Origin of the sequence: Mesorhizobium sp. IMUNJ 23232 (assembly GCF_044326205.1) — a bacterium.
Lineage (GTDB): Bacteria > Pseudomonadota > Alphaproteobacteria > Rhizobiales > Rhizobiaceae > Kumtagia.
Window position 1 is genome coordinate 47,842 of sequence record NZ_JBIRCY010000039.1, and the last position, 23,388, is coordinate 71,229.

Here is a 23,388-nt window from a genome sequence, read left to right on the forward strand (position 1 = left end):
ACCCGCTGTTCAGGAAGCCGTAGCATCCGCGCTCGCCAGTTTGCGGGCCTCGTCCAGATAGGGCCGGCTCACGGGCAGACGCCGGCCGTCGACAAGCTCGATCATGGTCCGGTTCTTCTCGCGCAGGATACGCTTCGCCCGGCCGCTCGCCACCCAATGCGAGCGATGCACCTGCGCGCCCGGATAGCCCGCGAGTTCCTCGACCGCGTCGGCGAACCGGATCAGGATCATCACCGAGGCCCGGCTTGTCGTCACCCGCACATAGTGGTCCTGCATCGAAATCGAAATGATCTCCCGTCCGGCCTCGCGCGGCAGCCGGCCGAGAAAGCGAACTTCGGCCGCCTCCTCATTCGAAGCGGGAAGCGGCATCGCCGGACGCCTTCCGAAGTTCGCGTAATGGACGAGAGAGATGGGAAAGCCGATGCCGGCCACACAGAACCAGAACCACAGATAATGATCGAACACCGCATCGTTGTAACGCATCACTGTTTCCAGGATGCCGATCAGCGCCGCGCCGGGAAAGGCCGCGAGCATGCACCCCAACGCGATGCGCGGCAGGCGCGGCCACTCAGCCAGCCACGGCGCCGCCAATGCCGCGCTCACCCCGACATGCATCAGCAGGCCGACGCCGCTGGCCGCGATGATCCAGTAAGCCAGGCTAAGCGGGGCTGGCAGGTCGACGAAAGTCCCGAATGGACCGGTCAACGTCAATAGGATGATCAGTGCCCCGTCTATCGCCACTCGCCGGCGCCATCCCTGTAGAATGCGAAATTCACGCATCGTGAAATTTCCAGTCCTCCGAATTCGCGAATATTCGAAAGAATTCGCGGAAGTTCGATGGCGCGGACATTCTGCAAATATTCAATTGCGCCATCAACAACCAGGGTGTGTCGAGATTCAGGTCAGGCCGAGCCGAAAATGGTGGATTTCGAGAACCGGAGCGGAGCGTACATTTGGGTACGTGAGCACCGGAAGCGCAGAAATTCGCCATTTGCAGGCCGGCATCACCTGAATCTCGACATATCCCAGACCAGCCGCGTCGGCCTCCTCCCGGCATTCGACGCGGCGGCAGGGAGCGGACCATGCTGCGATGGTATTTCCAAGGCTATGCTGACACGATTCTTCTGGCGACGAGATTCAGGGTCCGGGATTCGCAGCCCGATATTGCCACCAGAGTGCCGGACCGTTTGCCATATGACGCCTCGGGCAGGCTTGGCGGAGAGAAGATCGCGGCGGACGACACTCCGCCTCGTGGCAGGCACCGCCGCGCCAGAGCGAGATGAAACGATCCACGACAATTCCGTTTGTCATTTGGAGAGGCGATCCGCGCGGGTCCGGAAACCCGGAGGGCCGCGCCGGTTTGGACTAAATTCTTCGGGCGCGACCTTCGGTGGGGTGCTGGCCGTTCGGCAACAGTCCGCCACTTTGGCGGCACCGTCCTGAATCACGCGGGGAGGAACCTGCGAAGCTGGTGCGATCGAAGCACTGCCGGTCCGGAGGGTGAAATCCCATGGCCAATTTTTACGGAACCACGTCGCTCGATATTTTCATCGGGCCGAACCAGGTCAACAACTACTACTTCGATACGTTCGAGCTTTCTCCCACGGATATCATTGCTGGCGGAACCGCGGCCGACGAGATCCACTTCTCCGGCGTGCAGGTCCTTGGTTGGACCGGCTCGAATTATTTCGCCAATGTCAGCAGTGTCGAGTTCCTGTATTTCGACGATTTTACCGACATCGTCGAAATCCCGGACAGCCTGGTCACATCGACACCCGGAACGGCGATCTACCGCCTGATCATTCGCGCCGGCGGCGGCAATGACGAAATCGACGCATCCGACGTGACCTCGGCCCTGCCGATCCTGATCGAGGGCGAGGACGGGGACGACACGATCGGCGGCGGCGGCAGCGGCAGCAAATACACCGGCGGCGAGGGCGACGACATTTTTAACCTCGGTTCGGGCATCGAGGAGGCGTTGGGCGGGGATGACGACGACGATTTCTCCGGCACCGTGGCCGAGATCGACGGCGACACCATCGACGGCGGCGCGGACTACGACACGCTGGTGATGCTCTCGGCCGGGACGTTCACGTTCTCGATGGCCGGGATCGAGTCGATGCTCCTGGTGAGCGCAGCCAACGACGTGACCATCGAAAGCCGAAAATATGACGGCGGCAGCGCGGTGACCGCGCATGTGGAGGGCGGAGCCTTCGCCGACAATATCGAAGTCGATTCCGTCGACAGTCCGTTCTACGCCCACACCTGGGAGAATTTCCGTATCGACGCCAATGGCGGCAACGACATCATCACCGGCGGCAATGGCGACGACACGCTGGACGGTGGTGCCGACGTGGACAGCCTCGCCGGCGGCGATGGCGACGATACGCTGATCGGCGGCAGCCAGGCGGACATTCTGTCGGGCGGCGACGGCGACGACACCTATGTCGGCGTCGAGAGCGGCGACCTCGTCAACGAGCTCCTCAGCGACGGCACCGATACGGTCCAGACCGCGCGTGCCGTCTATACGATGCCCGTCAACATCGAGATTCTCGACTACACCGGGACCGCCGCCATGACGGCGACCGGCAACTCGAGCGGCAACACCATCGACGGCACCGGCAAGGGCGATACGATGTACGGCCGCGACGGCGGCGACATCCTGAACGGGCTGGGCGGCAACGACGTCCTGCGCGGCGAGGACGACGGCGACACGCTCGATGGCGGCGCCGACAACGACACGCTGCGCGGTGGGCAAGGCGAGGACACGCTTTTCGGCGGCACCGAGGTCGACACGCTCTATGGCGACGGCGAGAACGATACGCTCTATGGCGGGCTTGGCAATGACACGCTGAACGGCGGCGGTGGCGACGATTTCCTGCAGGGCGACAGCGGCCTCGACACGCTGAATGGCGGGAGCGGCATCGACACTGCCAGCTACCTGATACCGATTTCCGGCGTGGATGTGGACCTGGAGCGCACGGTCAACCAGACCCAGGGCGTCTATCTCAACCAACTCTCCGGCATAGAGAACGTCATCGGCACCTGGAACGGCGACGTCATCCGCGGCGACGCCAATGCCAACGTTCTGACCGGAGACGACGGGAACGACACGCTCGACGGGCGCGGCGGCGCCGACACGCTCTACGGCGGCGACAATGACGACATTCTCTTGCCGGGCGCCGGCAACGATACCGTCGACGGTGGCAACAATATCGATACGGTCGACTATGCCTACGCCGTGTCGGATATCGTCGCGGCCCGCCCGACGGGCACGACCGTTGCGTCGGGCGCCGATATTGGCTCCGACTATCTTGTCAGGGTCGAGAACATCATTGCCGGTGCCGGCAACGACACGCTCTCCTACTGGGCCGAGGCGCACGGCAACGCCGGCAACGACATCTTCAAGGCCAACAGCGGCGTCAACGCCTTCTACGGCGACGAAGGTACCGACACGGTCGTTTACCTGAACGCGTCGGGCACGACGGATCTCCTGGTCGATCTCGAGGATGCGTCGCTCAACCGCCAGGCGGCGGCCGGCGACACGCTGGATTCGATCGAAAACGTCACCTATCAGGGCACCAACCGCGCGGACCTCCTCGGCGACGACAACGACAACCGGCTGGAGATATCAGGCTCCGTCAGCACGGCTTCCGGTCGCGGCGGCAACGATACTCTGGTGGGAGCCGGTTTCGCTGATATCCTCGACGGCGGCGAAGGTTTCGATACGGCGGACTACAGCACGGCCACCTCGGGCATCGTGATCACGCAGGTGGGCACGGTGCTGCAGGGCGCCGGCGGCGCCGTCGGCGACGGCGCGGTCAACATCGAGGCCATAAAGGGTTCCGCCTTCGCCGACGTGATGACGGTGGCCGACACCGGCTTCACACTTTTCGGCCTCGGCAGCGCGGACACGCTGACCGGCGGCACCGGGGCCGACACGCTGGATGGCGGCAGTGACGCCGACACCATGGCTGGAGGGGACGGCAACGACCTCTATTATGTTAACAATGCCGGCGACGTCATTGTCGAGGCGTCCGGCAAGGGCACGTTGGACCAGGTCGCGACGAATGTCAGCTACACCCTTGCCACCGGCATCGAAGTGGAAAAGCTCAATACGACCAGCGTCAACGGCACCGCGGCCATCAACCTGACCGGCAATGAGTTCGGCCAGACGATCTTCGGCAATGCCGGCGCAAACACCATCAATGGCAAGGGCGGCAACGACACGCTGACAACCGGCGGCGGCAACGACATCCTGGTGTTCGATACGGCGCTCGACGACGCCACGAATGTCGACACGATCACCGATTACGACGTTGCGGCCGACCTGATCCACATCGACAACGCGGTCTTCACCGCGCTGGCCGCCACGGGCGCGCTTGCCGCCTCTGCGTTCAAGGACATCGCCGCCGCCCCGAAGGATGCCGACGACCGGATCATCTACAATTCCGCTACCGGCAATCTCTACTACGACGCGGATGGCTCAGGGGGAGCCTTCGGCAATATAAAATTCGCCGCGCTGGCCGGCGCCCCTGCCCTCACCGCTTCGGATTTTCTGGTGATCTGAGGCAAGCGTCCAGGCGATCAGTCAGCGTCCCGGCAACGTCCCGCCGGCAGACTCGTGGTTGGCATGGTTCGCAGCGCCGGTCCAGGTCGGGCGGGACTGGCGCACCCTGCCCGGAAATGCACCGTCGGGCTCGAAAAATTCCCGCCGCATCGGACGCTGCCGCTGCTGGAATGTCACGAGGCGAAGCACATCGCTGAAAATGTCCAGATAGGCGTTCATGGCCAAATCTCCTTCTGGCCATGATTGGACCACCGCTGGCCTTCGCCCTCAAACGAGTATAATTTCGCCTTCGGATGACTTGAGGTTATGCTAAGGTCTGCCGAGATTCAGGTCAGGACGAGCCGAAAATGGCGGTTTTCGAGAACCGAAGCGCAGTGTACGAACATGAGCATCGGAAGTGCAGAAAAGCGCCGTTTGCAGGCCATCATGACCTGAATATCGGCAGGCCGTAGATGAAACGCGGACGCCTGCCGCTCACCGCCTTGCGCAGCTTCGAGGCCGCCGGCCGGCATCTGAGCTTCAGCCGCGCGGCCGATGAGCTTTTTGTGTCGCAGGCCGCAATCAGCCGGCAGATCCGCGAGCTTGAAAGCCTTCTCGCAAAACCGCTGTTCGAGCGCCTGCACCGGAAGGTCGTTCTGACCGAAACCGGCACACGCCTCCTCGACCAATTGACCACGAGTTTCGACGCGATCGACCGCCGGCTGGACGAGATCATGGCTGTCGGCGCACCCGATACGGTGAAGGTAAGCGTCGAGCCGTCGCTGGCCGCGTGCTGGCTCATACCGCGGCTGGAAATGTTCCGGCGGTTGTATCCCGACATCGATGTTCTGATCGATGTCGATCCGCGCATCATCGACTTCCACGGTCACGGCGCCGAACTGGCGATCCGCTACAGCGCGCGCAACACGTCCTGGCCGGATACCGATGCCGAATTGCTGGCGGAGGTTTTCGACACGCCAGTGCTTTCGCCGACCCTGCTGCAATCCGGGACGGCGCTTTCCGCGCCCGAGGACTTGCGGCAGCATGTGCTGCTGCACGAGGAGACCCGCCATTACTGGGACCGCTGGTTCAAGGCGGCCGGCGCCCCGGAAAGCTTTGTTGCGGCGCGCGGCCCCCTGCTGGCCGACATGGCGCTTGTCCTGCAGGCAGCGCTACGCGGCCACGGCGTCGCGCTCGGCTGCATGCTTTTGGCCGAGGACGACCTGGCTTCCGGCGCCCTGGTCACGCCGTTCGAGACCAGGATCGCCGCCGGCGCCTACTGGCTGGCCTCGCGCGACCTGAAAGCCCTCAGCGAGCCGGCCAGCCGCTTCGCCGAATGGATAAGGGCGGAGTTCAGGAAGAGCGCGGCGGCGACCGGACCGAAGATCGCCGGGGCAGCGCGCGGCTCCAAGATCATCGCCTGAGCCTGGCTCCCTTGGTTGCGCGCCGCCACCCTGGCCACGGGCTTCTTCCGGCATCAGCCATGTCGGCGCGGCCGCCAGGTTCCGCCCGACGGCACAAGCCATTCGACACAAACCATCTTTTGCGCCCGATGCGCGGCGCGCGAGGCATTGCCCGAAGGGAATTCCGCGCCCTGGCTTTTCCGTCAGATATCAGCAGCGAGCCGTATAGATCGTGCCGTCCGGACGCCGATAACGACAATATTGCGAAGACTGTGGTGTGGTGGCAGTGCCGACGACTGCGCCGAGAAGGGCCCCTGCTCCGGCCCCGACCACGGTGCTCGCCGTGTTGCGGCCAATTGCCTGTCCCGCCAACGCTCCCGCGCCGGCCCCTATCAGGGCACCCGTTCCTGCCCGCTGTTCCTGCTCGGTCGCCGCGCAGCCTGCCAGAAGGACAGCGAGCAAAGCGGCGGTGATGATGGTTTTGCGATTGGTCATTTGCATTTCTCCTAAACAATCCCGCCCAAGAAGTGATCTCAAACTATAGCGTGAGTGCACGCGATTCGAACTCGCCTTGAGCCATCAACCGCCGAAAGCGGTCGCCGTCGTCAATTCGACATGCTGAGTCTGGCAAGAATCGTTCGCGCAATCTCATTCGGCATAAGTCTCCGCGTCGATCGGAGTTGCATCGGAGCGGAGGAAAAAAACAACGGCGGTTCCAGATTCGGTTTTCCACGCGGCCAACATGACGCCGGATACCGACGCCCGCCCGGCAGACTGCATGTGCCGGCCAACCTAATCCTCGACGCGGAAGAGTCATGAGCACAGAATCCAAATCGTGGGCAGTCTGTCCCGACTTTGAAGCGCGTTCCGGCATCTCCTTGACAACCGTGCCTTGACGACTTGATGTCACTCAAAACGCGTCATGGAGGATATGATGCATCGTCCCTTGTTCGCTTGCCTGGCTCTCGCTCTCACCCTTGTCATGCCCTTGACGCTGCCGACACCAGCGCAGGCAGTCACGATCAACCTGACCATCGGCACCAGCCTGAACAATGGCCGGGCGATCACCTGCCGGGGCGGCGAGAGAATCCTGCGCAATCGTGGTTTTCGGGACATCCGGCGCGTCGATTGCCGCGGCCGGTTCCTCGTCTATCGGGCCTGGCGCGGCGGCAGGCGATTTGAAATCGCCGTGAGCGCGCACAATGGCCGTGTGGTCGATGTGCGCCGGATCAGAAGATGATTTGTTCAGGGTGATCCTTTCGCCACTCCCATCCCGTCGGATGCCCCCCAAGGCGGTGGCATCCTGCCGTGGGCCATTCATGCCGGCTGCCTGGTAGCAGGGAATGCTTGGAGCCACGGGATTACATCCGATCTTGGCGAGGCTCGGGAGTTCGTTCCTCGCCGTCGGCGTGCTGGTTGGGACGCTGTCCTTCGCGGCTTCGCTGACACCGAGCCTGATACCGCGATCTTATCTCATCCAGGGCGTGCTCTCCGGGATCTCGGCGGCGCTCGGATATGGCATCGGCGCACTCGCCTATTGGCTGTGGACCTATCTCGAATTGCCGCAGTTACGGGGGCGGGTCCTGAAGGCGGCGCGTATCGCCATTGTCGGCGCGTGTATCGCCATTGCCGTCATCTTCCTCTGGAAGACTTCCGGCTGGCAGAATTCGATCCGCACACTGATGGAACTCCCGCCTCTGGATACGGCAAATCCCTTCAAGATCGGCGCGATTGCCTGTCTCGTCTTTGCCGTTCTCATGATCCTTGCATTCCTTTTCAAATACACCTTCCTGCTGTTTTCCAACTGGCTTGGCCGCTTTGTCCCGAAGCGGGTCTCTCTTGTGGTGGGCGGCCTGCTGGCGATTGCCTTGTTCTGGTCGGTCGCGCAGGGACTCGTCGTCCGCTTCGCACTCAGGATCCTGGACTCGTCGTTCCAGGAACTCGACGCCCGCATCGAAGACGGCCTCTTGAAGCCGGAGGCCTCCTACAAGACCGGAAGCGAGGCCTCTCTCCTGTCGTGGGACGATCTGGGAAGACAGGGCCGCAGGTTCGTCAGTTCCGGCCCTACGGGGGTGGAGATCGGGGCGTTCTTCCGCGAAGGAGGGATGGACCCTATCCGCGTCTATGTCGGAATGAACTCGGCCGAAATGGCCGAGGAACGCGCGAATCTGGCATTGCAGGAGCTTAAGCGGACCGGGGCGTTCGACAGATCGATCCTGATCGTCGTCGTCCCGACCGGCACCGGCATGATCGATCCGGGCGCGCTGGACACGGTCGAATACCTCCACAAAGGCGATGTCGCCAGCGTCGCGATGCAATACTCTTACCTCGCCAGTTGGCTTTCCCTTCTGGTCGAACCGGATTATGGCGCCGAGGCCGGCAAGGCCCTTTTCCGGGAGGTCTACGCCTACTGGTCGTCGCTGCCGCGCGACAGTCGCCCGAAACTGTACCTTCATGGCCTGAGCCTCGGCGCGATGAATTCGGAACTCTCGGCAAGCCTCTACGACATTGTCGCCGACCCTTTTCAGGGCGCCCTATGGAGCGGGCCGCCCTTTCCGAGCCGCACCTGGAGGTCCGTCACCGATGGCCGAAATCCCGGATCGCCCGAATGGCTCCCTCGCTTCCGCGACAGTTCGATCTTCCGGTTCACCAATCAGAACAATGCCCTCGACATACCCGACGCGTCATGGGGGCCGATCCGGATCGTGTACCTGCAATATGCCAGCGATCCGATAACCTTCTTCGATGCCGCCACACTCTACCGGGAGCCGGATTGGATGAAGGGGCCGCGCGGTCCCGATGTATCGGAGCAGGTGCGCTGGTATCCCCTCATCACGATGCTGCAGCTTGTCGTCGACATGGCGATCGCCACGACTTCCCCCATGGGGTACGGCCATGTCTTCGCCCCGCAGCACTATATCGACGCATGGGTGGCCGTGACCGATCCACCAAACATCACAGCCGACGACATCGCGCGGTTGAAAGCTCTTTTCAGGGAGCGTGGTCCGATACCTGCAAGCAGCGGATAGACGGCGCCTGCGCGTCAAGGCGAAGCTAGGCGCTCAGCATACGAAGCACCTGGCCGAGCGTTTGCGGGCTTTCGGGTCGATCGGAGCTTTTTCGACCGATGGCAAAGCCATCGCTTGCCCATCCGATGTTCCTCGCCTCTTTCGGCGAGATGCCAAATTCGTGCCTGAAGGATCGACTGAACACCGATGCGTCGACGAACCCCCACTCTCCGGCTATCCGGGATATGGATCGTCCGTCCATACTGTCGGACAGCGCGGCGCGTATGCGGAGCAGCCTTTGCCTGCGGATGTACGACGCGATTCCGCCGAGAGGTTCAAACAGCCTGTAGAGGCGGGAACGCGACACGCCGAGTTCGGCGCACAGCATATCCGACGTAAGGTCGGGACGGGCGAGTTTGCCATCGATCAGCCGCCGCGCACGTCCCAGCAGGGTTGCGTCGATCGGACCCTGCACCTCCGCCAGCCGATCTCGCGTCGGAGCAAGACATGCGGCGACGACGCTGCGGGTAGCCTCGACGACATGGGGTATCTCGTCTGTCTGCAACTGCGAAAGCGAGTGATCCAGCAGGAACAGATACTCGGCGAGCAGCCTTCCCAAACCACCCTCGAACCGGACGTCCAACATCCGGTCGAGCATGATGGTCGAGGTGAACAGATCGTGAGGAATGAACAGCATAAGCATGCCGTCGTCGTCGATTTCGGCCTCCAGCGAAGTGGCCAGGCAATGCAACTCCGGTATGGCGTTGGTCGTGGCATACGCACCGTCAAGCGCAGAGGAACGAAACGGCAAATTGATATACCAGTGGTCGAGTGCGCGCTTGTTCAGGTGCTTGCGGCGGTGGGAATATCCTTTGCCGGGAAGCTTGGTCCGCGTGAATACAAGTTTGTCCAAGTCCCAGACCATTTGACTTGCGGGAAAAAAGTCAAAACTGCCTTCGACAGCAGATGTTTCCATCACCCCATCAAAGGCGGACTGGAAGGCTTCGAACTGATCGACGGCGGGAAAGGCGAGCGTTGTAAAATCGACGACTTGCCTAAGTTGAGAGTTTTGTCTTTTGTGCTCATCATGCGACTGTAGGGCAGATTCCTGATACATGAGGAATACTCCATATTAACAATCGGCTCAGTGAACTCTAACTCCCCATACCCCCGTATCCGACAACTATTTTATCCTTGTGCGCTAGGGTGTAAACCGCCCCGTGAAAAATTGACATATCGGATGCTAAATTGCGATATGTTCCGGTCTCGCTCAGGTACTTCCTGCCGGTGCCAGCCAGGCTTGGGCGGCGATCGGACAATGCTCGGAGCGGACGGGACATTGTTCTTTGGGCGCTGGTGAATGCACAAACTGTTGACGCTCGACCTGCGCGAAGTGCAACGCGAACTTCTGAGGAAGAATTTTGTCCGGAGCAGTGAAGCGCTTGGCCCGACGGAGACCATCTTTCGAACGAAAGAACATGGCTATCGCCGCATCGACGACTCCATTCTCCTTCACGTGCTGAATTTCGAAGCCGGGCGGCCCTACAGCCTGGACATGGCAAGGCGAGGACTCGTCTGCATCCAGATCATCATCAAGGGAACCTACAGCCGCTGGCTGAACAATCGTGCAGATCTCGTGAATTCTGCCTCGATCCAGATCTCGAACATGCCGCGCGCAACCTCCGAGACTGAAGCCGGAATGACGTTGCGCGGCGTGCTGATCGCATGCGAACGACAATATATGCTCGACCATCTCGGGTTGAATGTCGACTGCGTTCCCGCCGCCTACCGGCCAATCTTCCTGAGCGAAACCGGGATGGCCGAGACGCTCAAACTGCCGACGTCGCCTTCCGCCATTTCCATCGCCGATCAGTTGATCTCCTGCGAACTCGCCGAGCCGCTCAAGACGCTGTACATCAAAGCCAAAACCATCGAGCTGATTTGCGAAATCGTTTCGCGGATAAACATGCTTTCCGCGCACAGACCGTGCCGGGTTCAGTCAACTGATGGCAAGTCTCAGGCGATCGAGGCCGCGGCCGCGATCTACAGGCGCGAGATGTTCAGGCCGCCGACGATAGAGCAACTGGCGTTCCGGGTCGGATTGAACCGGAACGATCTGACCGATGGCTTTCGGGAGATTTTCGGCACCACGCCGCATTCCTACGGAATGATGATCCGAATGGAGCAGGCGCAAAACCTGCTCCGTAACGGCGGACTCTCGATCAGCGAAGTGGCGCGACGCGTCGGCTATGAAGGGTATTCGAGTTTCTCGCGGGCTTACCAGGCGCATTACGGCTACGGTCCGTCCCTTTCCAGCGAACCGGAGCTCTGATCAACCCGATCACATTCCACCGCTCGCACCCGATGGTGGGGGCCAGTGATATCTTTGATGACGCCAGTCCTCCATTGTCGGCAGGATGGCAAATGGGATTGAGGCTCGTAGATCGAAATCCCGATGCCGCGGATAAAAAAGAGACATAGGGCACATCAACAGGATTCCCGGCTCATTTCTTCAACCGCTCGACGCCCTAAAATGCAGGTAACCTCGCGCAGCCCTCGGCAGGAGCCCCCATGTCAACTCTCATCGTGATTGTTTACCCCACCGAAGCGAAGGCGGAAGAAGTCCGTCAGACTCTTCTCGGATTGCAGAAAGAATATGTGATCACGCTTGGCGATGCTGTCATTGCCACCAAAACCGAAGCCGGGAAAATAAAGCTGAACCAGCTCATGAATACCACGGCCACCGGCGCGGTCTCCGGCAGCTTCTGGGGATTGCTGATCGGGGTCCTATTTCTCAATCCCCTTATCGGCGTGGCGGTGGGCGCGGCTTCGGGCGCGCTTGGAGGCGCGTTGACCGATGTCGGCATAAACGACGCCTTCATGAAGGACCTGTCCGCCAGCATATCGCCAGGCAATGCCGCGCTCTTCCTGCTCATCCAGGAGATGACCGAAGGCAAGGTTCTGAAGCAGATCGAAGGTTTTGGCGGCGTCGTTCTCAAGACCTCGCTCGACGAGACCAAGGAGCAGGTCTTGCGCGATGCTCTCCAGAAACACTCGGCAGCCGCCGATTCGACGACGCCGGCATAGCGCGGCGTCGCCGGCCTGACCGTCCGGATTCCACGAAGACCGGCGGACGTCCCCGACTGAAGCCTTTATGGCCGTTGCCATCGAGATGCTTTGCGGGTGCGTCCGCCGCATTACCGGCAGCGCATTTAGGGATTATTTTCCTAGGTTTATTTACATATTCGCCGATCGATGCTATAATGACGCCGGCCTTGTCTGGAGGTAGGCGGCGATGGACGGGAATGCGGCAATCGAGCGAAATGTGGAGGCGCTGAAGCGCATCCTGGCAATGCTCGTCGGCATGGTCGAGATGGGGTTTGGCGCTGGGGGACAGTTTACTTTCTTTCCGCAGAAAGGCGCGGAGGTTCAGAACGAGGCGCTGGCGGAAAAAAGTAAACTGTCCCCGGCACTTAGCCCGGCACTTACGCTTCCCCGCCATCTCTACCGCGCCATCTTGCGGCTCTTGCGTCCGGCCGAATCCGCCGCCCGGCGGCTGATCATCGCAGCGGCGCGCGGCATCGTGGTCAACCTGCCGCCGGTGCGCCCGCGAAAACCCAAGCCAAAAATTTCCGACACGGTGGCCGCCATGCGTCGCCTCGGCCTCGCCGTCAATTTGTCGAAAGAGGACTTTGCCCGCTACGAAGCCGAGCGGAAAGCCGCCGAACGGCGTGCCGCAAGGCCGCGCGCAATCAGCCTGCCGCTGTTCGATCCGCCCAAATATCCGTTCCGCGTCCGACGGCGCCATGTGCCGGCGCGCGGCGTGCCGCGCATCTGGGTTCCGGGCTTCAGCGAGCCGGCTCCGCTGCCGCTCCCGCCATCGCCCGACGACCCGATCGATGCGGCGCGGCTCGGCTTGCGGCTCGCCGCGCTGGGCGCCGCCCTCGACGACCTGCCAAAACAGGCAAGACGCTTCGCCCGCTGGAAGGCGCGCTGCGACGCGGCAGTTGCGGAAATGAGGCAAATCGGCAGCACCGTGGTCGTGCGCGGCAGGACGGCGCGCGGCACGGTCCGGTTCCAGCGGACACGGCCGCTGTGGCCGGGCCGGCCGCCCGGCGGCCGGCTGTCGCCCTACAACCCCACCGCGACGCACTCCCGCGGAATCCGCGAGGTCGACGAGATTCTGGCGTATGCCCACGCGCTGGCCTTGGACGCGCTGAACCCGATGTGTCCCGACACGTCATGACGACATGGCTTTTGCCGAGGGCGAAAAACCAGGGATTATCGGCCAGCGCGGATTTTTCCGCGGCTTGGTGGCAATCCGTGCTGTCCAAAAATACCGGTGCTCGTCCGTTGGCGAAGCCGGTCAAACCTGCTTAGTATCATGCTTCCCACAAACGGCGACACGCAAGATGGGCGGTATTCGATGGCCCCGCTGATCGATCCTCGGCTCGGCGACATCGAAGCGGATGCCTCCAGTACCAAGCGTCGTTCGTTCGTTTCCCTCGCCGGCAGCCTGCTGGCGGAAGTGAGCCTGCCGAAGCTGGTGGCGGCGTGGGCGGTTCTGCTGGCGATGCCTGCCTTGCTGCTGGGTCTGACGCCGCTTGTTGCCACTGCCTGGCTCGCCGCTTTCTCACATCGCCTCTCCGGTTCCTATGGCGGCCTTTGGCCGTTCATTGTGGTTCTGGCGGTTGCCGGCCTCGGCCTGTTCGGCGGCCGCTCGCTGCGCCGCACCGCCGAGATGGGCTTCTGGTCGCTGAACTCGGTTGCCGTGCAACCCGCCTATGCCCTGTTTCGCGAGGGCGTGCGGCACCTGTTGGAGTCAACATTCCAAAGCCGGCTTGATGCGACGGGCAGAGCGCGGCTGCGGGCGGCCAGCGCCGTTGGGGCCGGGGCAATTCTGGCCACTCTCGCACTCGTGGTGATCTGGCTCATCTGGCCCTCGTCTCGATGGAACGGCAAGGTTGCAGACCTCATGGCGCCGCTTGGTCTCGTCGTTCCGATGCTGGCGAACGCAATGGTCATCCTGTGCGGCTATTGCGCCGGGGCGGCGCTGGTCTGGGGCATCGCGGACGCCAGAATGGATCAGCCCCAGGACTTCTCCGGGTTCGGCAAATCCACGCCAATGATGCGAAAATGGCGCGTCGCGCACCTGTCCGATATCCATACCGTCGGAGAGCGTTATGGCTTCCGCATCGAGAGCGGCCGCTCCGGCCCGCGCGGCAATGAGCGGCTGGGCGCGATTCTGACAAAGCTAGCCGCGATCCATGCCGAACTGCCGCTCGACCATATCCTGATCACCGGCGACATCACCGACGCCGGACGTTCGGCGGAGTGGGCGGAGTTTCTTTCGGCGCTGTCGGCCTACCCGGCGCTGGCTGAACGGACACTCCTCCTGCCGGGCAACCACGACATCAACGTCGTGGATCGCGCAAACCCGGCGAGGCTCGAGCTGCCGATCAGTCCGGGTCGCCGCCTGCGCGAGATGCGAGCCCTCTCCGGCATCGCGGCCGTACAGGCGGCCAGGGTTCGGATTGTCGATGAGGAGAGTTCGCGTCTGGGCGAGACCCTCGACCATTTCCTCTCCCGCCATCGCGAAAGTATCGCAAGCTTCGCCGACACTGGCGGCATGTTGGTGGCGAGAAAGCTCTCCGAGGTCTGGACGAAGGCGTTCCCGATGATCCTGCCGCCGGACGAGGCGGATGGCCTCGGCGTCATCCTGCTGAACTCAACGGCGCAAACGCATTTTTCCTTCACCAACGCCCTGGGCCTGATCCCGTCGGAGCAATGGAAAAGTCTCAAGCTTGCGGTGCGGCAGTTTCCCGATGCGAACTGGATCCTGGCGCTGCATCACCATCTTGTCGAATATCCGGGGCTTGCCAACGCATTCTCGGAGAGGATCGGAACCGCGCTGATCAACGGGTCGTGGTTCGTCAGGCAGTTGGCGGGGTTGGGTTCCCGTATCGTCGTGATGCACGGTCACAGGCACATAGACTGGATAGGACATTGCGGCGCGCTGCGGATCATTTCGGCGCCCTCGCCGGTAATGGAAAGCACCGGCGAGGATACAACCTGCTTTCACATCCACATGCTCGGCCTGGACGAGAACCGGGCGTTGACGCTGCTGCCGCCGGAGCGCGTCGGCGTTCCCGGCGCCTCGTTACGCGACTAACGGGCCGTCGGTCGCGTTGTTCTCCGGCGCGCCCAACAGCCGGGCAAGCCATTGGGTCGAGGCAGATTGGGCGCAGAAGGTCAGTATGGCGATTGCGATCGGGACGCCGATGAAGGCGCCGAACAAGCCCCAGAGAAACATCCACAGGAAGACGGAAAACAGGACGAGAAAGGGCGACATCGCCAGCGCGTTTCCCGCCACGCGCGGCTCGACATAGCTGCCGATTGCAAACTGGATGAGATTGAGGCAGGCAAAGACGAACAGTGCGGAATACAGGGATTCGAACTGCGCCAGCGCGTAGAAGGTCGGCAGCAATGTTGCGATGAACGGACCGACGAAGGGTATGAAATTCAAGGTGAAGGCGATGACGCCCCACTCCGTCGCAAGCTGCAGGCCGAGCGCCAGGGCAAACAGGTAGACCATGCCGCCCGTTGCGATGCTCATGATCGTCCTGATCATCAGATAGCGGCGCAACTTGGCCGCGGTTTGTTCGCCGCCCACGACCAGGATGCGCGCCGCTTCGCTGCTGACGATACCGGGAATTTTACGCGCCAGCGGGCCAACCTCGAGCAGGCCGAGCAGCACATAGATCAGCACCACGATCCAGAACGAGATCATCGTATTCAGCCGGGCCGAAACACCCTGCATCGCTCCCACGACCCAGCGCATGTTGAAATGCTCGGCCCACAGGCCGGCGACCGCGATCCCATGCGTCTCCAGCCAGGCGGTCGCCTGTTCGTAGAGCATCTGGAGCCGCGGCGTCTCCGCGATGAGCGACCGGCCGATCCGGCCGAAGCCCCAGGCCACGACGGAGGCGAACACGATGAAGACCAGCACGACCAGTGCCACGACAATGGCGAGCGCCAGAAGCTGGGGCAGCCGCGTTTGCAGCCACTTCTGCAGCGGCCAGACGACCGCGATGATGAAAAGCGCACAGGCAACGGGCGCTATGATCGCGTCCGCGAAATAGAGCGCAGCCAGCAGGAGAATTGCGCAGATGATGCCCAGCAGTACCGGAACCCAGCGGGCATTCATGGCAATTCAGAATCTCCAGATCATCGGCACTATGAACACAGCCACGACAAAGAACCAGAGCAATAGCGGCAGGCCGAGCTTCCAGTAGTCACCGAAAGCGTAGCCGCCCGGACCCATGACCATGAGGTTCGTGGGGGTTGCAATCGGTGTCAGGAACGCCGCGGCCGCCGCCACGGCCGTGCTCATGAGCACCGGACGGGGCGAAATGCCCATGGTTGCCGCGGCAGCCACCCCAATCGGAATGACGATCAGCGCGGTCGCGGTGTTGCTGATGAGCTGGCCCATTATGGCAGTCAGCACGAACAAGCCGGCAAGCAAGGCGATAGGGCCGGCATCGCCGACGACCGACACCAGATACTCCGCCATCAGTTTCGCCGCCCCTGTCTCGACCATGGCGGTGGACAGCGGCATCATCGCGCCGACAAGGATCACTGTCGTCCAATCGATAGCCCGGTATGACTGCTCGACGCTCATGATCCCCGACAGGACGATGGCCCCGGCCGCAAGCAGGCCGGCCACCGCCGGCGGCATGATGCCGGTTGCAAGGAGCACGACCATCGCGGCCAGAATGACAACGGCCTGGCGAGCGCCCGGCCCCATCGGAACAGCCTGTCGACGCACCAGCTCGGGTGAATTGACGACCAGGACATCCGGATCCTTGAGCCGGTGATCGAGCGCTTTCCATGTTCCCTGAAGCAGCATCGTATCGCCCGCCTGCAACACGATCCCTCCAGCATCACGTGTAGCGTTGGTGGCGGCAACCTCCGCTCCCGCCCGCTGCACTGCAAGGATGATCAGGTCGCCACTCTCGGTGACCATGCCGGGGAAGACGTTCTGGCCGATAAGGCCGGAGCGCGGCGGGATCACCACCTCGGCGAGGCCCGAACTGCGATTGAACAGCGTCTCCTCCCCCTGCCCTGGCGCCGCCGACTCACTGAATGCGAGGTGCTTGTCGGCGGCGAATGCGGCAGCCGACTGGGCGTCGCCTCGCAGCAGCACATGATCGCCCTCGGCAATGACAGGCCTGCGCAGCGGACTGGCCGTTTCACCTTCCTGAACGGCAACGAGTTGCAGTTCGGGGTAGGCTGCCAACTCGATCGCAGACGCGGACATCCCGATGACCGGCGAACTTGCCCGCACGCGCATCTGGTAGACGCCGCTGGCAAGGCCGTATTGCTCGACGAGCGTCTTCGCATGGCGGCTGAAGTCGGCCGGCATCGTCGCGCCGTTGCGTTCGGGCAGCAGCCGCTTTCCGAACAATATGATGATCGCCATCGTTCCCGCCAGCAGCGGCAGGCCGACCAGCGCGAATTCGAAGAAGCCGAAACCGCCCACTCCGGCGTCGCTTGCCGCGTTCGAGGCCAGGACGTTTACCGGCGACCCGGTCAGTGCCAGCTTCGAGCCGGCATGCGCGGAAAAAACGAGCGGCATCAGCAACTGCGCCGAACTTCGCTTCAGGCGCACTGCAATGACGACCACGACCGGCAAGAGTGCGGCAACGGCGCCGTTGACGCTGATCAGTGCCGTCAGCAGCGCGACCATGCTCATCGTCAGCAGAAGCAGGCGCGTGCGGCTCTCTTCGCCCGCACCACGGATCAGAAGCTGCCCGGCCCATGCGGTGACGCCCGTCACGTCCAGCCCTGCACTGACGATGAAAAGAGAGGCGATGAAGATCACCGCCGGATCGCCGAAGCCTCCCAGGGCCTGATCGATCGTCAGCACGCCGGTTGCCCACAGCGCCATCGCAGTCGCCATTGCGACGACGACGACAGGCAGCTTGTTCCAGACGAAAAGGACAACGACGACCGCGATGATGGTGGCCGTGTAAGCTATTGGGCTCAATCGCTTGGTTCCTCACCCGGCCTTGCAGCCGCGCCGCGGCATGACTGCTACTCTTCCAGCGTCGCCAAAAGTATGCCGAGGCGGCAGCCTTTCTCATATTCGTGAAGGTTCACGTATTCCTTGAGCGTATGGATCTCTGCCTGGCCCGCGCCGATGGTGATGGTGGGGATGCCGTGTTTGTCGAGCCAGTTTGCATCCAGCCCGCCATTGGAAAAGAGACAGTTGGCCTCGATGCCCAGCATCTTCAGCGCCTTGATGGCGCGCTTCACGGCCGGGCTGTCCTCTTCGAGCTTGAAAGGTGGGTAGGCAGTCTGGTGGCTGAACGTCACTTCCGCCGTGTGGCCCTCATGGTCCTTGACCTGTCCCTTCGCTTTCGCGAAGGCATCGCCGTATCCCTTCGCAATTCTTGTCGCGAAGGATGCGTCGGGGCTGCGCGCCTCGCCCTTGATGAAGGCGTAGTCGGTCACGACATTGGTTGCATCGCCTGCCGGCTTTCCATCCTTTCCGCCGAAAATCCCGACATTGCTCGTTCCGCGCCCGTCGGGCTTGACGACTTTGCCGAACCAGCCCGTGTCCTTCGCCTCGACCAGGGCAATGGCTCCGACCAGGGTTGCCGATATGCCTTTTTCCGGCGCCACGCCGGCATGGGAGGCACGGCCCACAATCTCGACTTCCCAGTTCTCCTGCCCGACGGCACCGATGATCAGGTCGGAAGCGAGTTGCCCGTCGACATTGACGCACATGACCGGACCGCCGAGATCGCCGGGGTCCAATTCGCGGGCGCCATGCAGCCCGCTTTCCTCGCGTACCGTGAACAGCAAGGTGATCGGCGGGTGCGGCAGCTTGTGCTTGATGAGTGTTTCGGCCAGCACGACGAGAAGCGCGACGCCGGTTCTCGCATCGCCGCCGAGCGCGGTCGTTCCGTCGGAGACGATACGATCGCCTTCCCGCCGAGGCTTGGCGCCTGCGCAGAGCGGCACGGTGTCGAGGTGCGTGGAAAAAAGCAGCCGCGCCCCGGTCCGGGTTCCGGGCAGATCCACGATGAGATTGCCGGTCTGCGTTGGCAGGGGAATGCGTGTGTTGGCATCGTCGAAGCGGATTGCCGAGGCCGGCACGCCGGCAGCCTTCAGTGCATCGCTGACCGCAGCCGCGATATTGGCCTCGTATCCGGTCACGCCTTCGACCGAGAGGAAGCGCATCAGGTGCTCTTCGGCGCTGGCGACATCGAGGGGAACCGAAACCTTGTTCATCTTACCCACCCGGGGTTTGAGTGCTGCTTTGCATCATGCCGGCCTGGGGCCCTACAGCCCCCATGGGAGACCAAACGCCTGCCAGATCGCGAAGAGCGCCGTCCACAGGACGAAGATCCACAGGACGTAGGGGAGCATTAGCGACACAATCGTGCCGACGCCGGCGGATTTGTCGTATTTCTGGGCAAATCCGACCACGAGCGCAAAATAGGCGTTGAGCGGTGTGATCGCGTTCATCGGGGAGTCGCCGACACGATAGGCCGCCAGAACAGCTTCCGGGTCGACGCCGAGTTTCATCAGCAAAGGCACGAAGACGGGCGCGAAGATTGCCCATTTGGCGATTGCCCCGGTCAAAAGAAGATCGATGATCGCGACGACGAGGATAAAACCAAGCAGCAATGGCAATACGCCTATATTGGCGGATTGAAGGACGCCGGACAGGCTCAGCGCCATGACCGTGCCCATGTTGGTATAGGTGAAATAGGCGACAAACTGGCTCAGGACGAAGAACAGAAAGATCGTTCCGCCGAGATTTTTGATCGACGTTTCGATTGCGCCGATGACTTCTGTCAAGCTCCGCAGCGTGCCTGCTCCGATACCATACGACCAGCCTGTCACCAGGAATACCAGCATGATCAGCGCTATCAGGCCATTCATGAAGGGCGAATTGCCGACAAGCTCGCCGGTCTCGGGGTTTCGAAGCGGGGCTCCTGTGGGCAAGGTCAAAAGACAGAAGACAACGATCAGCCCGATCAAGCCGAACAACGCGAAACGTAATCCGCGCGATTCCGTCTCCGACAGTTCCGCGCGCTGATCCGATCCGTCGTCACCGGCGGCCTGATCCGGTTTGTACTTCCCGAGCCGCGGTTCGATCATACGGTCGGAAATCAATGCGATGACCACCGTCAGAAACAGTACGGACGCAATCGAGAACCACATATTCGAGGCCAGGCCGATGGATCTGTTGGGATCGACGAGATGGGCCGCGTCGTTGGTGAACTCGACAAGGACCGCATCGAGCGGCTTGATCAGCATGTTGACTGTGAAGGCGCCTGCCACCGAGGCGAAGCCCAGCGCAAGTCCGGCAAGCGGGTGGCGTCCGACCGCGAGGTAGGCGATGCCGGCCAGGGGAATCAGAACCAGATAGCCGGCATCGGCTGCGACGCTGGCCAGAATGCCAACGAAGGCAAGGATGTAAGTCAGGGCCTGCGGTGGCGACACGGCGACGAGCTTTCGGATCAGCGCGGTGACCAGGCCCGATTCCTCGGCCACGCCAGCGCCGATCATCGCCGCTATCATCAGTCCGACCGCGGTAAAACTCATGAAGTTGGGAACGAGCGACGCATACATGAAGCGTATGCCGTCGATATTCAGCAGGCTGCGGATCTCCGTGGTCGCCGTCTCGATCTCATGTGTATCCGCATTGATCCGCTCGAAGCTCACCGCAGCGCCGAAAGCACTCAGCAATGCCGACAGAACAACAACGATCGCAATGAGGATCAGGAAGATGACGACCGGATGGGGAACCATGTTCCCCACCCTTTCGACGCCGTCGAGAAATCTTTGCATCACGGTTTTCGGCACCGCATTCGCAGTCGACATTTCTAGCCTTCCTCCCGGTGAGACCGGCTGCAGCGGACGACGGCACCGGGATCGCCCCCGAGCAATGCCGAGATCCCGTGAATTTCGAGCTTAGCTCTCTGCCGCAGCGAGTCATGAGCGCAGAATCCAAAGCCTTTGCCGTCTGTCCCGAAATCATTGTTGACGATCTCATCCCGGCGATTGCCTTGCGAATGAAAGTCGAGATTGGGACGACTGGCGCTGACCGGACTTTGAGCCGACGCGTAGGCCGTTCCCGACAACGATGGCGGTCGCCCTGAGGCAGGATCGAATATCCGGTCCATCCGGGGCCACATGATCTGGTCCGGCGATAACAGGCGGAGGCTGCCGTAAGTCGCCGGCACGTTCTGCCGCACCTGCCCGAACACGGCTTGCCAGACACAGACGCCTCCGGGCTCGTCGGTGTTCGAGGCGCGACTTCGTCAGCATCTCGCCGTCATGGACGGGAGCGAGCATGAGGACGAAGAAGCGGCGCTCGATGTAATCCAGCGTCGCCTGTTCATGTCATGAACGTACTTGGTATCCGAATTCCGCGAGTGGAGAATTTCGGCGACGATGAGCGATGAGGCGTGAGCGAGCCGAGTGGCGGAGGGAGTGACCGCCATCGCCATTGTAGCGCACCATAGCATTAAGAATAAATAAGTAAGCTATTTCAGTGGCTTGATGCCAGTGTCGGCGTTGGCTGTAGCATTCCGTTGCAATTTGTCGCTTCCAATGCCAATATTTTTGGCGGGTAGGATGATGGGTTGCAGATGCCGAAGATCGCAAAAGAGCTAAACGCGTTGGCCGTGAGACGGCTTACCGAACCGGGCGTTCACGCGGTCGGCGGTGTGAGCGGCCTCATGCTGCAAATCACGCCAACCGGCGCGCGATCGTGGCTATTACGCACCACCATTTACGATCCGCAACCGCGACGGTGCGAAATCGGGCTTGGCTCATATCCCGAAACGTCACTTGAAGCGGCGCGCGACCATGCCCGAAAGGCAAAGCAGGAAATCAGCGACGGCGGCAATCCTATTTATCGCAAGCGCCTAAGACGGCAACAGGCGCGACAGCGGATCACGTTCGACGCGGCGACGGAACAATATCTCGCGTCGAAACTGGACGAATTCCGCAACGAAAAGCACAAGGCGCAATGGAAATCGACGTTGGACACGTATGCGAAGCCGGTCCTAGGCAGCAGGATCGTTGGAGATATCGACGTTCACGATGTCGAACGCATGCTAAAACCAATCTGGCTGACAAAGACGGAAACGGCCACTCGCGTACGCCAGCGATACGAAGCTGTGATCGGATACGCCATCGCAAAGGGCTTTCGCAATGACGCCAATCCCGCCCGCTGGAAAGGCAACCTAGATGCGATCATGCCGCAAGCGACGAAGGTGGCGACGAAGGACAACCAGCCGGCAATTCAATTGAAAGACGCGGCTACATGGTTCGCAGCGTTGCGCAACCGCGACGGCGTATCGGCCCGCGCGCTGGAATTCTTGACGCTTACGGCGGCGCGATCGGGCGAAGTGCGCGGCATGCAGTGGGATGAAATTGATTTTGACGCCAATCTGTGGACTGTGCCGGCGTCGAGAATGAAGGCTAAGCGCGAACACCGCGTGCCGCTCACAGTGCCAGCCGTCGCGATCCTCAAAGCAATACAGGAAGACGCGACCGATACCGATAGCCCGTATGTGTTTGCCGCAGCGCGTGGCGGCATGCTGTCCGATATGAGCATATCGGCGGTTATGCGACGCATGCATGAAAGCAGCATTGAAGCGGGCGGCAAAGGCTGGCTTGACGGCAAATCGAAGCGTCCAGCCGTTCCGCATGGCTTGCGATCGACGTTCCGAGATTGGGCCGGCGATCATTCCGAGTACCCGCAAGAAATGGCCGAAATGGCGCTCTCTCACACTGTTGGCAACAAAGTGGAAGCAGCCTATCGACGTTCGGACATGTTTGAAAAACGGCGTGCCATGATGGCCGATTGGGCGGGCTTTATCGGCGCAACGTCATGAACGCCAAACATACCCATGACGGCAATTTTGGCGTTGCAGTTCACAACGCGGCGAACGGCAATGCCGAACAGCTTGTCGCTTTGCTTCGCGACGGTGCGGCGATCGGGCCAGGCGAACGCGAGTTGCTCGCCGACCTTGTGAACGAACTTGCCGCGCGACCGTCAATCAAGCCACCCGGACGGCCACAGAACGCAAGCAAATACCGCGAAACCGAACAACGGCGTTTCGTTGCGCGCTATGACGAATTGATTGCAGCCGGGCAAACGGCGAAACAAGCCGTTCACGCGGTCGCAACGGAAGCGGATGTTTCGCAATCTTTGTTGCAATCATGGATAACGGACGTTCGCGATGTTGAACGTCGGATGAAAGCGCTAGGTGTCATTTCCAAGGACGTTGTCCTTGATCAATCTAGCTATGGGTGGTTTTCCGCCGAGGGCGGCGTGAGGTCTGCGGTTGTTGTAATCGCCGAGCCATGCAGGCATTGCGGCGGTTCGCTGTGCGGA

At 61.7% G+C, this 23,388-nt stretch carries 18 protein-coding genes; 9 read left to right on the forward strand and 9 right to left on the reverse strand.

Annotated elements, in window-relative coordinates; genetic code table 11:
* Window positions 1-9 precede the first annotated feature (9 nt).
* The gene (locus ACH196_RS24930; RefSeq protein ID WP_396649624.1) at window positions 10-615 is read right to left on the reverse strand and encodes a LytTR family DNA-binding domain-containing protein; all 606 of its coding nucleotides are present in this window, start codon (window positions 613-615) and stop codon (window positions 10-12) included.
* Window positions 616-1,510: 895 nt separating this feature from the next.
* On the opposite strand from ACH196_RS24930, the gene ACH196_RS24935 reads away from it, so the two are divergent.
* Window positions 1,511-4,570 (forward strand): calcium-binding protein, encoded by a 3,060-nt coding sequence (locus ACH196_RS24935; RefSeq protein ID WP_396649625.1) that lies wholly within the window; start codon window positions 1,511-1,513, stop codon window positions 4,568-4,570.
* A 21-nt stretch (window positions 4,571-4,591) separates the two neighbouring features.
* On the opposite strand, the gene ACH196_RS24940 is transcribed toward ACH196_RS24935, so the two are convergent.
* Window positions 4,592-4,789 (reverse strand): hypothetical protein, encoded by a 198-nt coding sequence (locus tag ACH196_RS24940; protein ID WP_396649626.1) that lies wholly within the window; start codon window positions 4,787-4,789, stop codon window positions 4,592-4,594.
* Window positions 4,790-5,022: 233 nt separating this feature from the next.
* On the opposite strand from ACH196_RS24940, the gene ACH196_RS24945 reads away from it, so the two are divergent.
* Window positions 5,023-5,973: a LysR substrate-binding domain-containing protein gene (locus ACH196_RS24945; RefSeq protein ID WP_396649627.1), complete on the forward strand. Its 951-nt coding sequence runs from the start codon at window positions 5,023-5,025 to the stop codon at window positions 5,971-5,973.
* Between the two features lie 189 nt (window positions 5,974-6,162).
* Here the strand turns inward: ACH196_RS24945 and ACH196_RS24950 are convergent, their stop codons facing one another.
* Complete coding sequence (locus ACH196_RS24950) at window positions 6,163-6,447, reverse strand: glycine zipper 2TM domain-containing protein (protein WP_396649628.1); 285 nt, start codon at window positions 6,445-6,447, stop codon at window positions 6,163-6,165.
* A 427-nt stretch (window positions 6,448-6,874) separates the two neighbouring features.
* Here ACH196_RS24950 and ACH196_RS24955 point away from each other — a divergent pair, with 427 nt between their 5' ends.
* Complete coding sequence (locus tag ACH196_RS24955) at window positions 6,875-7,192, forward strand: hypothetical protein (protein ID WP_396649629.1); 318 nt, start codon at window positions 6,875-6,877, stop codon at window positions 7,190-7,192.
* A gap of 103 nt (window positions 7,193-7,295) precedes the next feature.
* Window positions 7,296-8,981: an alpha/beta hydrolase gene (locus ACH196_RS24960; protein WP_396649630.1), complete on the forward strand. Its 1,686-nt coding sequence runs from the start codon at window positions 7,296-7,298 to the stop codon at window positions 8,979-8,981.
* A gap of 25 nt (window positions 8,982-9,006) precedes the next feature.
* On the opposite strand, the gene ACH196_RS24965 is transcribed toward ACH196_RS24960, so the two are convergent.
* Window positions 9,007-10,077 (reverse strand): helix-turn-helix domain-containing protein, encoded by a 1,071-nt coding sequence (locus ACH196_RS24965; protein ID WP_396649631.1) that lies wholly within the window; start codon window positions 10,075-10,077, stop codon window positions 9,007-9,009.
* 243 nt (window positions 10,078-10,320) lie between these two features.
* Here ACH196_RS24965 and ACH196_RS24970 point away from each other — a divergent pair, with 243 nt between their 5' ends.
* The 4 genes from ACH196_RS24970 to ACH196_RS24985 all read left to right on the forward strand — a co-directional run bounded on the left by ACH196_RS24970 (window position 10,321) and on the right by ACH196_RS24985 (window position 15,132).
* On the forward strand, window positions 10,321-11,292 hold the full coding sequence (locus ACH196_RS24970) for a helix-turn-helix transcriptional regulator (protein ID WP_396649632.1): 972 nt from the start codon (window positions 10,321-10,323) through the stop codon (window positions 11,290-11,292).
* A 239-nt stretch (window positions 11,293-11,531) separates the two neighbouring features.
* Window positions 11,532-12,047 (forward strand): DUF1269 domain-containing protein, encoded by a 516-nt coding sequence (locus ACH196_RS24975; RefSeq protein WP_396649633.1) that lies wholly within the window; start codon window positions 11,532-11,534, stop codon window positions 12,045-12,047.
* Between the two features lie 208 nt (window positions 12,048-12,255).
* Window positions 12,256-13,206: a hypothetical protein gene (locus ACH196_RS24980; protein WP_396649634.1), complete on the forward strand. Its 951-nt coding sequence runs from the start codon at window positions 12,256-12,258 to the stop codon at window positions 13,204-13,206.
* A gap of 180 nt (window positions 13,207-13,386) precedes the next feature.
* Complete coding sequence (locus ACH196_RS24985) at window positions 13,387-15,132, forward strand: metallophosphoesterase family protein (protein WP_396649635.1); 1,746 nt, start codon at window positions 13,387-13,389, stop codon at window positions 15,130-15,132.
* On the opposite strand, the gene ACH196_RS24990 is transcribed toward ACH196_RS24985, so the two are convergent.
* Genes ACH196_RS24990 through ACH196_RS25005 form a run of 4 tightly spaced genes read right to left on the reverse strand, consistent with a single transcriptional unit; the run spans window position 15,121 to window position 20,861 of the window.
* Window positions 15,121-16,167, reverse strand: coding sequence for an AI-2E family transporter (locus ACH196_RS24990; RefSeq protein WP_396649636.1), 1,047 nt, complete (start codon window positions 16,165-16,167; stop codon window positions 15,121-15,123). The genes ACH196_RS24985 and ACH196_RS24990 overlap by 12 nt on opposite strands.
* Before the next feature lie 6 nt (window positions 16,168-16,173).
* On the reverse strand, window positions 16,174-18,009 hold the full coding sequence (locus ACH196_RS24995; RefSeq protein WP_396649637.1) for an SLC13 family permease: 1,836 nt from the start codon (window positions 18,007-18,009) through the stop codon (window positions 16,174-16,176).
* Between the two features lie 47 nt (window positions 18,010-18,056).
* Window positions 18,057-19,259 (reverse strand): M20/M25/M40 family metallo-hydrolase, encoded by a 1,203-nt coding sequence (locus ACH196_RS25000; RefSeq protein ID WP_396649638.1) that lies wholly within the window; start codon window positions 19,257-19,259, stop codon window positions 18,057-18,059.
* Between the two features lie 51 nt (window positions 19,260-19,310).
* Window positions 19,311-20,861 (reverse strand): AbgT family transporter, encoded by a 1,551-nt coding sequence (locus tag ACH196_RS25005; protein WP_396649639.1) that lies wholly within the window; start codon window positions 20,859-20,861, stop codon window positions 19,311-19,313.
* 770 nt (window positions 20,862-21,631) lie between these two features.
* Between ACH196_RS25005 and ACH196_RS25010 the strand changes: the two genes are divergently transcribed.
* Window positions 21,632-22,885: a tyrosine-type recombinase/integrase gene (locus ACH196_RS25010; protein ID WP_396649640.1), complete on the forward strand. Its 1,254-nt coding sequence runs from the start codon at window positions 21,632-21,634 to the stop codon at window positions 22,883-22,885.
* Window positions 22,886-23,256: 371 nt separating this feature from the next.
* On the opposite strand, the gene ACH196_RS25015 is transcribed toward ACH196_RS25010, so the two are convergent.
* Window positions 23,257-23,367, reverse strand: coding sequence for an integrase core domain-containing protein (locus ACH196_RS25015; RefSeq protein ID WP_396649642.1), 111 nt, complete (start codon window positions 23,365-23,367; stop codon window positions 23,257-23,259).
* Between the last annotated feature and the right edge of the window lie 21 nt (window positions 23,368-23,388).

Bases quoted from the DNA above. Each gene is read 5' to 3' on its own strand.
- ACH196_RS24930 (WP_396649624.1), bottom strand. From the start codon at position 615: ATGCATGTCGGGGTGAGCGCGGCATTGGCGGCGCCGTGGCTGGCTGAG.
- ACH196_RS24935 (WP_396649625.1), top strand. From the start codon at position 1,511: ATGGCCAATTTTTACGGAACCACGTCGCTCGATATTTTCATCGGGCCG.
- ACH196_RS24940 (WP_396649626.1), bottom strand. From the start codon at position 4,789: ATGAACGCCTATCTGGACATTTTCAGCGATGTGCTTCGCCTCGTGACA.
- ACH196_RS24945 (WP_396649627.1), top strand. From the start codon at position 5,023: ATGAAACGCGGACGCCTGCCGCTCACCGCCTTGCGCAGCTTCGAGGCC.
- ACH196_RS24950 (WP_396649628.1), bottom strand. From the start codon at position 6,447: ATGACCAATCGCAAAACCATCATCACCGCCGCTTTGCTCGCTGTCCTT.
- ACH196_RS24955 (WP_396649629.1), top strand. From the start codon at position 6,875: ATGGAGGATATGATGCATCGTCCCTTGTTCGCTTGCCTGGCTCTCGCT.
- ACH196_RS24960 (WP_396649630.1), top strand. From the start codon at position 7,296: ATGCTTGGAGCCACGGGATTACATCCGATCTTGGCGAGGCTCGGGAGT.
- ACH196_RS24965 (WP_396649631.1), bottom strand. From the start codon at position 10,077: ATGTATCAGGAATCTGCCCTACAGTCGCATGATGAGCACAAAAGACAA.
- ACH196_RS24970 (WP_396649632.1), top strand. From the start codon at position 10,321: ATGCACAAACTGTTGACGCTCGACCTGCGCGAAGTGCAACGCGAACTT.
- ACH196_RS24975 (WP_396649633.1), top strand. From the start codon at position 11,532: ATGTCAACTCTCATCGTGATTGTTTACCCCACCGAAGCGAAGGCGGAA.
- ACH196_RS24980 (WP_396649634.1), top strand. From the start codon at position 12,256: ATGGACGGGAATGCGGCAATCGAGCGAAATGTGGAGGCGCTGAAGCGC.
- ACH196_RS24985 (WP_396649635.1), top strand. From the start codon at position 13,387: ATGGCCCCGCTGATCGATCCTCGGCTCGGCGACATCGAAGCGGATGCC.
- ACH196_RS24990 (WP_396649636.1), bottom strand. From the start codon at position 16,167: ATGAATGCCCGCTGGGTTCCGGTACTGCTGGGCATCATCTGCGCAATT.
- ACH196_RS25000 (WP_396649638.1), bottom strand. From the start codon at position 19,259: ATGAACAAGGTTTCGGTTCCCCTCGATGTCGCCAGCGCCGAAGAGCAC.
- ACH196_RS25005 (WP_396649639.1), bottom strand. From the start codon at position 20,861: ATGTCGACTGCGAATGCGGTGCCGAAAACCGTGATGCAAAGATTTCTC.
- ACH196_RS25010 (WP_396649640.1), top strand. From the start codon at position 21,632: ATGCCGAAGATCGCAAAAGAGCTAAACGCGTTGGCCGTGAGACGGCTT.
- ACH196_RS25015 (WP_396649642.1), bottom strand. From the start codon at position 23,367: ATGCCTGCATGGCTCGGCGATTACAACAACCGCAGACCTCACGCCGCC.